The 12,356-nt window shown below is 48.9% G+C and carries 11 protein-coding genes; 4 read left to right on the top strand and 7 right to left on the bottom strand.

Annotation, left to right across the window (positions count from 1 at the left end; genetic code table 11):
- Positions 1-193: 193 nt before the first annotated feature.
- On the bottom strand, positions 194-1,123 hold the full coding sequence (locus tag EJQ19_RS30320) for an aldo/keto reductase (RefSeq protein ID WP_126144947.1): 930 nt from the start codon (positions 1,121-1,123) through the stop codon (positions 194-196).
- A 107-nt stretch (positions 1,124-1,230) separates the two neighbouring features.
- Positions 1,231-2,196, bottom strand: coding sequence for a helix-turn-helix transcriptional regulator (locus tag EJQ19_RS30315; RefSeq protein ID WP_126144946.1), 966 nt, complete (start codon positions 2,194-2,196; stop codon positions 1,231-1,233).
- Positions 2,197-2,358: 162 nt separating this feature from the next.
- Here EJQ19_RS30315 and modA point away from each other — a divergent pair, with 162 nt between their 5' ends.
- Positions 2,359-3,207, top strand: a complete 849-nt coding sequence (modA, locus tag EJQ19_RS30310; RefSeq protein WP_126144945.1) for a molybdate ABC transporter substrate-binding protein — start codon at positions 2,359-2,361, stop codon at positions 3,205-3,207.
- Between the two features lies 1 nt (position 3,208).
- Complete coding sequence (gene modB, locus EJQ19_RS30305; RefSeq protein WP_126144944.1) at positions 3,209-3,883, top strand: molybdate ABC transporter permease subunit; 675 nt, start codon at positions 3,209-3,211, stop codon at positions 3,881-3,883.
- A 56-nt stretch (positions 3,884-3,939) separates the two neighbouring features.
- Here the strand turns inward: modB and EJQ19_RS30300 are convergent, their stop codons facing one another.
- From EJQ19_RS30300 to EJQ19_RS30280, 5 genes are all read right to left on the bottom strand, one after another.
- On the bottom strand, positions 3,940-4,383 hold the full coding sequence (locus EJQ19_RS30300) for a cell wall hydrolase (RefSeq protein WP_126144943.1): 444 nt from the start codon (positions 4,381-4,383) through the stop codon (positions 3,940-3,942).
- A 134-nt stretch (positions 4,384-4,517) separates the two neighbouring features.
- Complete coding sequence (locus EJQ19_RS30295) at positions 4,518-5,498, bottom strand: formylglycine-generating enzyme family protein (protein WP_126144942.1); 981 nt, start codon at positions 5,496-5,498, stop codon at positions 4,518-4,520.
- Positions 5,499-5,540: 42 nt separating this feature from the next.
- Entirely contained in the window at positions 5,541-6,080 is a 540-nt protein-coding gene (locus EJQ19_RS30290) for a chromate transporter (RefSeq protein WP_126144941.1), read from the bottom strand.
- Positions 6,081-6,101: 21 nt separating this feature from the next.
- Positions 6,102-6,749, bottom strand: coding sequence for a chromate transporter (locus EJQ19_RS30285; RefSeq protein WP_241243159.1), 648 nt, complete (start codon positions 6,747-6,749; stop codon positions 6,102-6,104).
- 339 nt (positions 6,750-7,088) lie between these two features.
- Positions 7,089-9,158, bottom strand: a complete 2,070-nt coding sequence (locus EJQ19_RS30280; protein WP_241243158.1) for a glycoside hydrolase family 31 protein — start codon at positions 9,156-9,158, stop codon at positions 7,089-7,091.
- 106 nt (positions 9,159-9,264) lie between these two features.
- On the opposite strand from EJQ19_RS30280, the gene EJQ19_RS30275 reads away from it, so the two are divergent.
- Entirely contained in the window at positions 9,265-10,137 is an 873-nt protein-coding gene (locus EJQ19_RS30275) for an AraC family transcriptional regulator (protein ID WP_126144939.1), read from the top strand.
- A 752-nt stretch (positions 10,138-10,889) separates the two neighbouring features.
- Positions 10,890-12,014 (top strand): IS110 family RNA-guided transposase, encoded by a 1,125-nt coding sequence (locus tag EJQ19_RS30265; protein WP_126144938.1) that lies wholly within the window; start codon positions 10,890-10,892, stop codon positions 12,012-12,014.
- Positions 12,015-12,356: the final 342 nt, after the last annotated feature.

Below are 12,356 nucleotides of genomic sequence, written 5' to 3'. Positions count from 1 at the left end.
AGTCAGGAATATGTTTTCCTATGTTGTAAGCTTAACAACGCTTTCATGCGAGATAAATCATGTTTTTTAAGTTTCATATGTTGTTATTTAAGAGATTTTGCGAAATGCAGGGTTAAAAGGCTTCGCCGGCCAAACGCCAAAAAGCCTGCATAGCGCAGGCTCTCATGTCAACACTTTTTATGCAATTTTAAGTCTAGTATCCAATCTTCTCCAACGCTTCCCGGCTCGTTTCACTTAATACCTTCAATTCCTCCGAGCTAAGCTGGACGTCCGCCGCCTTCAGATTGTCCGCCAAATGATGCTCATCCTGTGTGCCGATTATCGCCGACGTCAGCGGCGCTTGATGCAGCAGCCACGCAATCGCAATTTGCGATACGCTCGCCCTATGTTCATCCGCAATCGCTTTCATCGTGTCGAGCAGCTGCTGTGAAGCCTGCAGATGCTCCGGCGAAAACAGCCGCCGCTGTGCGCGGAAATCGTCTTCGGCCAGCTTTTTCCCCGCTAGATGGAACGAGCCGGTCAGAATTCCCTTCGCAATCGAACTGTAGCTCATGATGCCGATTTGCTGCTCTTGGCAGAACGGTGCGATGTCGTCTTCTATCGCTCTGTGAAGCAAGCTGTACTCCGGCTGAATCACGTCGATTTGCGCATACTGGACCGCCTCTTGCAGCTGCGACAGCGAAAAATTGGAAACCCCGATCGCCCGGATGAGACCTTCCTCTTTCAGCCTATTGAACGCGCCTAGCGTCTCCGCCACGGGAATGTCAAAGCTCGGCCAGTGGATATAATAAATGTCGATATAGTCGGTTTGCAGTCGCCGCAAGCTCGTTTCTGCCGACCGGCGGACTTGATCCGGATGCAAATTCGCACGACTGACTTTTGTGGAAATGATGCAGTTTTGGCGAATATCCTTCAGCGCAGCCCCTACAATATCCTCCGAGTGGCCGTTGCCATAGCCTTCCGCCGTGTCAAACGTCGTCACGCCGAGCTCATAGGCTTTGCGAAGCAGTTGCTTATTGTTCTCGTCGCCCGTGAACTCCCATGGCCCGCCGCCAAGCTCCCAGCAGCCAAACGTTACCGTCGAAATCTCAAATCCTGCACGTCCTACACTTTTGCGGTTCATAGTTATCGACCTCTTCTCGTCTAGTTTAAGCGCTTCAACCATTGCACACGTTAACAATTATACGCGCAGAACCTTATCTTGCCAAGGCCTAAGGCTCCGCACGCAGATCATACTTCAAACACAATTTGACCTGTTTGTGACAGGTCATACCCGTGAATCGGGCGAAGCTCGCCGAGGAACGACTCGGATTGCAGCACGTCGATGACGCCTTGGATCCAACCTAAGTTCTCCGGTTTCTTCATCATGACGAGATCCACCCGCTCCTGAATAAGTGGAATAAAATCAACGCCTCCGACCATCGATACCGCTTTCTCGATGCCGACACCGACATCGGCGGCGCCGATCGCCACTTTCCCTGCAACGCCAAGGTGGTTCGTCTCTTCCTGCTCGTACCCGAGCAGCTGCCGCGCCGGAATGCCGTGAAGGCGCAGCTGCTCTTCGAGGAGTACGCGGGCGCCCGAGCCCTTCTCCCGATTGGCGAGGCGCAGACCCTCCTGCGCCAAATCTTGCCAGCCCTGAAGCCCTTTCGGGTTCCCGCGCTGCACATATAACCCGGCCGTCCGCTGCACCAGCGTCACGACCACATAAGCGTGGCCGATCAGCAGCTTCCTGATATACGGCACATTGTATGCTCCCGTATCGCCGTCCAGCAAATGCGTACTGACAATGTCCGATTCTCCTCGGTACATCGCGATCAAACTGTCCATGCTTCCGACGTAGGCGCGCAGAGGGCGACGCGAAGGCGCCCTGCGTTCCAGGTGCTTCGCCAGAATATCAAGACTCATGTCCTGACCGGTGATGACGAGCGAACTACGGTCACCTGATACCGCCGGCCGGAACCGTGCTTGGGGGGCGTAGCTGGGCTCGTCCGCCTCAACCTTGAGCGCGGCGGCCGCTGTGCCGCTCTTGGCTCTCGCTTTGTACGCCTCCAGATCGGAAGCGTCCACCCGCATTTGCTTGCCGACGCGATAGGCCGGCAGCTCTCCTTTTTTAATTAGGTCGTATACGGTTAATTTCGATATTTTCAAAAGCTTGGAGATGTCCTCGGTAGTATAAGAAATATTCGCTGTCATACGCGACCTCCGGATAGCTCGTTTCTTTCCATCATATGCCGACTGGACATGGATTTCAATTTCATATTTACGCACGAAACGGTTTGATTTATAATCATTTATAATTAAATCATGCTAATTATAACTAAATAGATAGATCAGAACAAACCGGTGGGTGAAAAAATGAAGAAAACCATATTTCGTACTGTTTCGTTATTCGGACTTGCGCTTATGCTGTTTGCCGCAGGCTGCTCGTCAGGCTCTGCGCCGGCGCAGCCCAGCGCCGCTGCCAGCCCGCAAGCCGGAGCGACGGCTTCCGCGCAGCCGAAAACGCAAGTGGAGCTTACGATTTCCGCTGCAGCAAGTTTGACGGATGCATTGAAGGAAATCGCCGCTACTTATGAAAAGCAGCACGCAACCATCAAGCTGAACTTCAACTTCGGCGCCTCTGGCGCGCTTCAGCAGCAAATTGAGCAAGGCGCTCCGGCCGACCTGTTCTTCTCGGCAGCCGCCAAAAATATGAAAGACCTCGTCGACAAAGGACTCATCGATACAGCCCAACAGAAGAGCCTGCTCTTGAACGAACTCGTGCTCATCGTCCCCGAGGGCGGCAAGGTTGCCGCGTCCAAGGTGGAAGATTTGACAGCGGACAGCATCAAGCATGTCGCCGTTGGCGAACCTCTAACCGTGCCTGCGGGCACATACGCGAAAGAAGCGCTGACAAACGCCAAGCTGTGGGATGCGCTGCAAAACAAAATCGTACAAGGCAAAGACGTACGCCAAGTGCTCACGTATGTTGAGTCCGGCAACGCAGAAGCAGGGTTTGTCTATAAAACGGATGCGCTGACCTCCAAACAGGTGAAAATCGCCGGCACGATCGACCCGAAAACCTACAAAGCCGTCGAATACCCGGCCGGCATCGTGAAAGCGACCAAGCATGGCAAGGAAACCGGCGATTTTTATACGTATCTGCAAAGCACGGAAGCGCTCGATGTGTTCGTAAAATTCGGCTTCTCCGTAGCGGCCAAGTAGCATGGCCGGCATCTCCTGGCAAGAATTCGTTTCCCCCATCCTTCTCTCATTGAAAGTAGCCGGCGTTGCCAGTTTTATCGTGCTGGCGCTCGGCTGTTGGGCTGCGTGGCTGATGGCGAGACGCCGCTTTCGGGGCAAGCTGCTCATCGAAACGGCCTTCCTGCTGCCGATGGTTCTGCCCCCGACCGTCGTCGGGTTCATCCTGCTCGTGCTGCTGGGCAAAAAAGGCTGGATCGGCTCAGCCATTGAGGCGCTCTTCGATCAATCGATCATCTTTACGTGGGGCGCAGCTGTGATCGCGTCCGTCGTCGTCGCGTTTCCGCTCGTCTACCAGACGATGAAAACCGGCTTCGCCGGCGTGAATGCCGATCTCGAGCACGCCGCCCGATCCGCAGGCGCCAAGGAGTGGCAGGTGCTCTGGTACATCACATTGCCGCTGGCCTGGCGTTCCGTTCGCTCTGCGTACATTCTTGGCTTTGCCCGCGGGCTCGGCGAATTCGGCGCTACGCTCATGATTGCGGGTAATATCCCGCATCGCACGCAAACACTCCCGACCGCGATCTATATCGCGGTGGAATCCGGTAATCAACCGCTCGCCTGGTGGTGGGCGGGTACAATCATCGTGATCTCGTTCGGCTTCATGCTGCTGGCAAGCCGTCCTTCGAGGCACGACTAAGCGAACCGAACCCACACACAAAGAGACAGTTCAATGAAACTGTCTCTTTGTCGTGGCTAGAACGTATTGTACACATTTTGGCATTCTTGCGCAGTCGGCTCGTAGAAGCAGTGGAGCTTCCAGCGCCCTGCATGCGGCTGGTTATACCAGGTTTCGGGGCACGGTTTCGGATTGGCCGCCGTTCCCGGGCGGAAATACCACAGCGAAAATTTGCCCGGCCAATGCCGCTCGCCGTCTACGGCCCGCTGCGCCAGTCGGCGTTCGCGATCTCTCGCTTTCTGGTAATACTGCCCGTGCTGCAGCGCTTCGAACGCATGAGGCTGATTAATCATCTGGGGAATCGTTCTGAGTCCTTTAAAATCGGAGCAATTCGCTCGGATTCGGTTAACGCCGACATTCCCGACGAGAAGCATGCCCATTTCTCCCTCACCCTCGGCTTCTGCTCTCAGGAGTCTTGCCAGCATATCAATATCGCTGCTTCTGGCTTTGATAACTGCCATTCCATCACCTCATAAAGTTGTTCTAGACTCAGCATATTGCCGATTAGAGGGATGTGTTACCCAGTAGACAGCTCTCATGATGCAAAAAAGACGCCCAAACTCGTCAAAGTTTGAGGCGTCCTGTACCGGCTAATTTAGGCATCCGCCGCGCAGCGGAAACCGATGTTACCGGTGGAGCTGTCCGGCGTGTTTTTGCTGCGGGCCGCAACGCGATACCGGTTGCAGTAAGACCGATGGCACAAATACGAGCCGCCGCGCAGCACCCGGCTATCACCTGCAGGAGGGCCGACCGGGTTCTCCCGGTTCTCCTTCAGATGATAGTTCGGGCTGAACCAATCCGCGCACCATTCCCACACATTGCCGGATACGTTGTACAAGCCATAGCCATTGGGTTCAAAAGAGCGAACCGGCGCCGTGCCGGCGTAGCCGTCGCTTTTATTATTTTTCACAGGGAATTTCCCCTGCCAAATGTTACACATATGTTTGCCGTCCGGCTTCAGCTCGTCCCCCCAAGGGTAACGCTTCTGCACGAGACCGCCACGTGCCGCAAATTCCCACTCGGCTTCCGTCGGGAGCCGTTTGCCCGCCCACTTGCAATACGCCATCGCATCATTCCAAGAAATATGGATGACGGGATGGTCCAAGCGCTCTTCAACGTTCGAATCAGGCCCCTCCGGATGAGCCCAATCAGCGCCTTCCACGGCCCACCACCACGGGGTTTGCTGCGCGGCATTGTTCACATTGGCTCCGGTCGCTTCAGAGACAAAGAGATGAAACACAAAGGACCAGCCGAATTGCTCCGCCTCCGTCTTGTAACCGGTTGCGTCGATAAACTGCTTGAACTCAGCATTCGTCACCGTGCATGGATCTATATAGAAGGGTGCTATGCTGACTTCCCGCACAGGACCTTCTCCGTCAGCCGGGAAGCCTTCCCTGTCGTCTGTCCCCATCAGGAATTTGCCGCCCGACAAGTAAATCATCCCCGACTTGGCCTCACGATTCGGCGACTCCTCGTGCTTGGCGCCAAAGCGTTCAAGCTGAATATTGGCGCTCGAAGAAGCTTCCTCGGACGAACCTCGGCTTACTGAACAACAGGATGGTTTATTCGTTTCCATCTGGAACTTCCTCTCGTAACCGACTTAAGTGATGCGTACCTCTCAACTAAATATAGCAATTCCGACCAGGGCCGACAAGACGATAGTCGCGAGCGGGTGCCATTTGTATTTATAAACGGCAATAAACACGCCTGCAGCAATCAATACGGTAACGAGCACCTGCCAGTTGAACAGATCATGCATTTGACTTGCGAAACCGAAATGGATGGCCGCGTAAGCGATCAGCCCTGTGACGACAGGCCGCAGTCCGTAAAAAGTTGTATGAACCGCCTTGCTCTTGTAAATCTTATAGAAGAACGATGAAATAATGATGACGATGATCAGCGAAGGCAGCACCATCCCGACGGTGGCAACGGTTGCTCCCAGTAATCCCGCTGCTTTGTACCCGACTAGCGTTGCGCTGTTCGTTGCAATCGGTCCGGGCGCCATACCCGCAAGCGCGACGCTCTGGTTAAAAGCTTCAAGCGGCATCCAGCCATGCTGCTCCACTTCATGCTGAATAATCGGAATCATCGCGTATCCGCCGCCAAACGACATGAACCCGATTTTCAAAAACGATATAAAAAGCTGCCATAACAGCATTCGGCTCCCCCCTCTCTCTTTCTAAATGCCGTCTGCGATAAAATAGTCATAATGGGTGTAGCCGTTATGCGAGGTGTGAACCGGTTCCTTGCCTTTTTCAAGCGTAACGCGGTAGCCCATCGCTTCTTTGACCTTGACCAGCACAACCCCGACGAAAAGCCCGATGAGAATGATCAAAATCGGATTGATCGGCAGAATCAGCAGTACGGCCAGCGATACGATCGCTGTCCCCAGTGTCGTTTTGTCATAAATCGCAGAGCGCCCCATGTTGTATGCGGCAAGGGCAATGAGGCCGATAATGGCGCCGTGAATGCCTTTGAACGCTGCTTCAATTTTAGGCTCCGACTGCATGAACACCAGGAATAGGCTCAGGACAAGCGCAATAAGGAACGTTGGCAGCGCAATTCCGACAACTGCGGCGATCGCGCCCCAAATACCGGCAAGCCGATACCCGATAAAAGCCGAAGCATTGACGCCGATGCCGCCTGGCGCCGATCCTGCAATGGAGATAATGTCTGTCATTTCAGCTTCTTCCATCCACGCCTTCTTACCGACAATTTCGCGCTCAATCACAGGAATCATGGCATACCCACCGCCGAACGTCGATGGACCGATCTTGAAAAACGTCCAGAAAATATCCAAGCAAAGATGAAGTTTACGATTACGCAAAATGGATCCCTCCCTAGTCCGTTCTTGTTAGATCTATTATACCTCTCTTTATTCCAAAATGGAATAAACATTTTTGAAATGATGAAAATCACCTGGGTAAATTTGGTTTTTTGCTCATATTCAATTCAGTTAAATCCGATGGATTCACTAAGTTTAATTTAATTTGACATTAAGTTTGTCGTCTAAGCGTCTTATCGCAAAAAAAGCCCGCTAAACGATCAACAAGATCATTTCAGCGAGCTTCTTATGGGGCGATTGTAACTACGCATGAGAACCATCGAGTAGGAGCATAAGCACTCTTTCCCAATCACCTCACGACTCTTGTCAAGCAGCTTGCAACTACCTGATTTCACAACCGGTAATCCGATATGTGATCCCCTGATAATTACCGTTTCGCTCAATCTGCAAGCTTCCATTCCAACTAAGCTTGATCCAATTATAACTTCCGTCCCTATATTCAAAAGACTTACCGTCATCTTCATATAGGTAGGTCTCTTTAGGGGTTTCCCCGAAACGAATAACCGTTACATCAAAGACAGCATCATCTGAAATATTTTGAAGTGGCTTTGCAAGCGGAAGCAGTGTTCCCTCTTTTACGAATACAGGGATTTTCTCAAGTCCCGGTGCGAATGGATAGGTTTGTCCACCGGTGTAAGCCTTGCCCGTCCAGAAGCAGCGCCATTCCCCAACGGGGAGATATACATTTCTTTCGGTCGTTCCAGTAATGATCGGAGCAACAAGGATGTCATTTCCCATCATATACGCATCGTCGATGCTATATGTGTTTGGATCGTCTGGATAATCCATCACAAGCGCTCGGAAAGGCGGCAGCCCGTCTTGATTGTACTTCGCATAGCTTGCATATAGATATGGAATCAGTGACATTCGAATTTCAAAAAGATTGCGGCAAATCCCCCTGATTTCCTCAACGTTTTCATGAAATACACCACGAATATTAAGTTCACGATCAACCTGCATCCAGGGTGGATTAGGGATACGCCAGCAGTTAAGAAGTGCCATCGGTGAGAAGACCGCTGTTTGAATGCGACGGATTAAATCCTCTGGTGATGTCGCCTGACGCACTTCCGGAGACCATAGAAGGCCGGAGAAACCTGCGTTCACTACCCCACGGATAAATACCTTATGATCGTATAAATCACTGTATAGAACGAAAGGAAAAGGTGCGGCCAACGCGCCTGAGGCACGCACTTGCGATAACGTTCTTCGCCCCACCTCTTCAAACGGCGCTTGGATGGCCGACTGATAGAGAGTTCCAATTTGATTATGCATTTGTTCACCATCCATACCTGATGGAAACATAGTTGTATCCGGAAAGGACCAATTCGAATGGACATAATCGGAGCTATCGCATTCGTCCAATTTAAAGCCCGCGATTCCTTTTTCCACGAACTCTTTTAAATGATGCTCAGCAAAAATCTTCTTTGCATCTGGAATCGACAGATCAGGGACCAATCCCTCCCAAACTTCATAATCCCCGGAATGTGGAATCAGCCTTTTGTACATCGGTGATGATGGATGCACAAATACATGCTCCCATAAGTTGACGCGATAATCCATTTGATACAGCTTATTCAGCATGTCTTCATGTTGTGGAAACCTGCCCTCATCCCAAACAAAAGAACACGAGTAAGCCTTTGTTTGCCACCCCGGCTCAAAGCCGAATACGTCGACAGGCATGTTGTCTTTCCGAAATCCTTCTGCTAAACGCATAACATCCTCTCTTTTAGCTGCGCTATACGCACGATACCACATACCGAGGCCCCACATCGGCGGCAGGCAGCCACCACCCGAAAACAGATTATATCGTTGAACGGCTTCCACCAAAGTCGGCCCTTCGAAGAGATACACGTCAATTCCCTGAGCTGTTGGTACATCTACAACGACTGATCGGTCACCCTCCGTTTCTTGATAACCATATAATTCAATTTCAGAGGTGCCTATAGCTTTGTTTTCGTGCTTTTTATCTTCCGAATCCCCTTTTCGCAAATTCGTTCCGCAGTAAAATGTCGCATATCGCGCCGTATCAACAAACACTCCGTAGCCTGCCGTTGAGACATAAAATGGTACCGGCGCGTGACTGTCTCCCGTATCTGCAACAGGGTCACTATTGACGCGGATAACCTTTTTTCTTCCCGTATGATCTGTACGATGAAGCTGCAAGCCAAAACCGTAAATATGTTCAGTCGCTTTTAAAGGTAGTTCGATGTATACCCCTCGAGGCGTCGTTTTCATAAGGATATCATGATCGGAAAACGGAGCCCGTCCGCTGCAATCAAGTTTGTCTAAAGCTGCTTTGTGAATTGAAGATTCACGCATGCTAACTGGGGTATGCATCTCAGGAATTCCGACGCTCATTTTCCAAATTCCGTTTGCTATTTTCTCCATCATATCTAACCTCATTTGCAATATTTTCATCAGTATAACATTTCGATTTCTGCAAAAGTTGTGATACGATATCAAAAAATGTTTGTTTTTCGTCATTTCAGGAGGGACTATGAAGCGATTATTTGAATCCGTCAATTTTGATCGACGAGTGATATTTTGGGATTATCTTATCCGGATCGAGAACAATTTCAAGGGGTACTATCATTGGCATCAATGTTGCGAGATTTTATTTGTACATGAGGGGCGCGGCCGAGTTGTCGTAAACCGTCAAACCTACGACATTCGCAGAGGAATGTTATTTTTCTTCCAACCTTTTCAATTACATCAAGTTTATGCGGATGTCAGTCCAGCTACTCCCTACTGTCGCACCATCTTTTATGTAGATCCGCTAATCATGGACAAACTACTTCGCCCCTTTCCCAACCGTCATACACTTTTTACATCGCTATGGCAGGGGAAAGATTTTGCTCAAGTTTATGATTTATTGCATCAGGCGGATATCATGGAATGGATATTTACGACTTACAATCAAACTTTCCAATCCGGGATTGGCGAAGATGACGAGGAACTAACTTTCTTGTTTTTTCAATTAATGAGCTGTCTGCTTTCAAAGGGAAGAGGCGAAACAGACCTGCATCCTATGGAGCCTCTGGATACTAGAACGCAGCGATATTCTGAATTTATGATGCAATGGATCGAAGAACATTTTCATGAGGAAATAAATCTGGATATCCTTGCGGGTCACATGCATTTGTCTAGTTCCTACATATCAAAACTATTTATACAGGAAACAGGAAGCAGTATCACTGATTATGTTACGGCACGAAGGATCAAGCAAGCTTGTCGTTTATTAGATACGACGACCTTATCCGTTGAACAGATTGGCGAGAACATTGGATATCCGAATTCCTCCTATTTTATCCAGGTCTTTAAAAAGGAAGTAGGCATGACGCCACTACAGTTTAGAAAGCAGAAGGTTTGATAGGGATGTCAAATTTTTTAATAAAAAAAGACTAAGGTCCCCCCTTAGTCTTTAATATCCGATATTTGCAGTTTCATGAACAATGACTTGTTTCAAGGCTGAACTCTAAACACTTTGTAAATTTATTGAGCTACGATCAACAAATTACAGTTTGCTCGCCATATTCATAACCAACTTAACAGCGTACGTCGTGTTACGAAATCGTGATAACCTGCAGAACGAGTAAAATGACGGAGACTGAAAGCGCAATCAAGCAAGAGTAAACAAGTATACTGAATGCCTACGTGTAGGTAGACAATACATCGCCCACAGCCATAACTTTTACATTAATGAGACTGTAAATTTGCTCGAAATCGTCGTTAATCATGGAACCGGAAGCCAATATTAGCATGATTACAATGACGGGTACCATGGATGGCGTAATTTCCCTCGGCTTGTCATTCTTTTGTTTGTTTTTTTATTGGTGAAAGAAAATAAAGTTCATTAGTCTGAACCTTATTTTATAAAAAGTGGAAAAGAAAAAAAGTTAGTTGATTTAACAATTGTAAACACAAGCGAAAACGTTGAAAAAAGCCAGGTCGAATTCACCTGGCCCTCCATTTCATCGTCCAATTTATTGAACTAACATTTCCGGTTAGTCATAATGAACGAGGCGGCCCTAATTCGCCTAACGTAGGTTGCTTTTGGTTAGAATGTGTAGTGGATTCTACTTAAAACCAAATGCAGAGCTACATTCGAAAGGAGCCGCTATTATGAAGGATTACACAAAATATGTTGGTTTAGACGTATCAAAAGATTTAATCTCTGTTGCTGTTGCAGATTCTGGACGGGGTGAACCTCGTTTTCTTGGAAACATTCCACATACACCTGAAGCAATCCGCAAACTCATGAAAAAAATCGGTCCTAATGAACAATTGCATGTTTGTTATGAAGCAGGACCAACTGGATATGGCCTTTTTAGATTTCTACTTTCTCTCGGAATTGACTGTGTCGTTGTTGCACCGACACTCATTCCAAAGCGCGCGGGAGATCGCATTAAAACGGACCGTAGAGATGCATTAAGGCTTGCACAGCTTCTTCGCGCTGGCGAACTTACGCCTGTTTGGACTCCCGACGAAGACCATGAAGCATTGAGAGACTTGGTTCGCGCTCGTCATGACGCTAAAGAAGACTTACACCGAGCTCGACTTCGCCTTGTCCAATTTTTGCTTCGCCATGATCTTCGCCCAGAAAAAGGAACACGGAATTGGTCTGTAAAGCATAGAGAGTGGCTGGACAGTCTTCGTTTTGAAAAATCATCGTTACGAATCGTATTTCAAGAGTATCTTCATGCCATTGATGAAGTGCAGGATCGAATGAAGCGCATCGAATTTGAAATTCATGAACAGGCAACGAGTAGTGTTCACGCGCCTGTTATCCAAGCTCTTCAAACAATGCGCGGAGTAGCAGAAGTGACTGCGACCACGTTAGTAGCGGAAATTGGACAATTCTCTCGATTTTCAAGTCCCAGGCAGTTAATGTCGTATGCCGGACTTGTTCCTAAAGAATATTCAAGTGGAGCAAGTCGTTGGCAAGGATCTATCACCAAAGTTGGGAATTCTCACATACGTCATGTCATCGTAGAATCTGCTTGGGCCTATCGTCACTCCCCTTCTTTAAAAGGACAAATCCGTGTTCGTCAAGAAGGACAAGATCCTGAAGCTAAACGTATTGCCTGGAAAGCTCAACATCGTTTGCATCAGAAATATCAATTAATTACATCTCGAGGGAATGCTGGAAAAAAGGCTGCCGTAGCTGTTGCCAGAGAACTCATTGGGTTCATTTGGGCTATTGGCTGTGAGATCGAAAAGAAACAATCTGAAGCTTTGGTTGCATAGTAGTTAATGTTATTCAAAAGAAATTATTAGTCCTGAAAAGGAGAATTTAAAATTTTGGCTCGGAGGCAAAACCCGGTAAGGAGAACCCTCATGTTGAACTATGCACTAGGCAATGATTGATAGCCGAACGTGCGCCGTTAGTCAGAGGCAGCTCCACGACGAATGGATTGAAATGCGGTACCCAACCCGCGCATATCAGACTGTTAACCACCGTCAACGTCTTTGCCTTCGTGCCAAGGTTTTAAAACCTTTTTTAAACTTTAGTACATTTATTAAGAGTGGGCTTTTAAAACCATAAAAATACAAGATCATTAAAAGAGGTATTGACCGCCTCGTTCATAT

Source organism: Paenibacillus whitsoniae, from assembly GCF_003955665.1.
GTDB lineage: Bacteria > Bacillota > Bacilli > Paenibacillales > NBRC-103111 > Paenibacillus_E > Paenibacillus_E whitsoniae.
Note: the sequence above shows the minus strand (reverse complement) of the source record. Positions and strands in the feature narration are given on the sequence as shown.

What these genes read in the sequence shown, in the direction of transcription:
- EJQ19_RS30320 (WP_126144947.1), bottom strand. Translation starts at nt 1,123, where the DNA reads ATGAACCGCAAAAGTGTAGGACGTGCAGGATTTGAGATTTCGACGGTA.
- EJQ19_RS30315 (WP_126144946.1), bottom strand. Translation starts at nt 2,196, where the DNA reads ATGACAGCGAATATTTCTTATACTACCGAGGACATCTCCAAGCTTTTG.
- modA (WP_126144945.1), top strand. Translation starts at nt 2,359, where the DNA reads ATGAAGAAAACCATATTTCGTACTGTTTCGTTATTCGGACTTGCGCTT.
- modB (WP_126144944.1), top strand. Translation starts at nt 3,209, where the DNA reads ATGGCCGGCATCTCCTGGCAAGAATTCGTTTCCCCCATCCTTCTCTCA.
- EJQ19_RS30300 (WP_126144943.1), bottom strand. Translation starts at nt 4,383, where the DNA reads ATGGCAGTTATCAAAGCCAGAAGCAGCGATATTGATATGCTGGCAAGA.
- EJQ19_RS30295 (WP_126144942.1), bottom strand. Translation starts at nt 5,498, where the DNA reads ATGGAAACGAATAAACCATCCTGTTGTTCAGTAAGCCGAGGTTCGTCC.
- EJQ19_RS30290 (WP_126144941.1), bottom strand. Translation starts at nt 6,080, where the DNA reads ATGCTGTTATGGCAGCTTTTTATATCGTTTTTGAAAATCGGGTTCATG.
- EJQ19_RS30280 (WP_241243158.1), bottom strand. Translation starts at nt 9,158, where the DNA reads ATGATGGAGAAAATAGCAAACGGAATTTGGAAAATGAGCGTCGGAATT.
- EJQ19_RS30275 (WP_126144939.1), top strand. Translation starts at nt 9,265, where the DNA reads ATGAAGCGATTATTTGAATCCGTCAATTTTGATCGACGAGTGATATTT.
- EJQ19_RS30265 (WP_126144938.1), top strand. Translation starts at nt 10,890, where the DNA reads ATGAAGGATTACACAAAATATGTTGGTTTAGACGTATCAAAAGATTTA.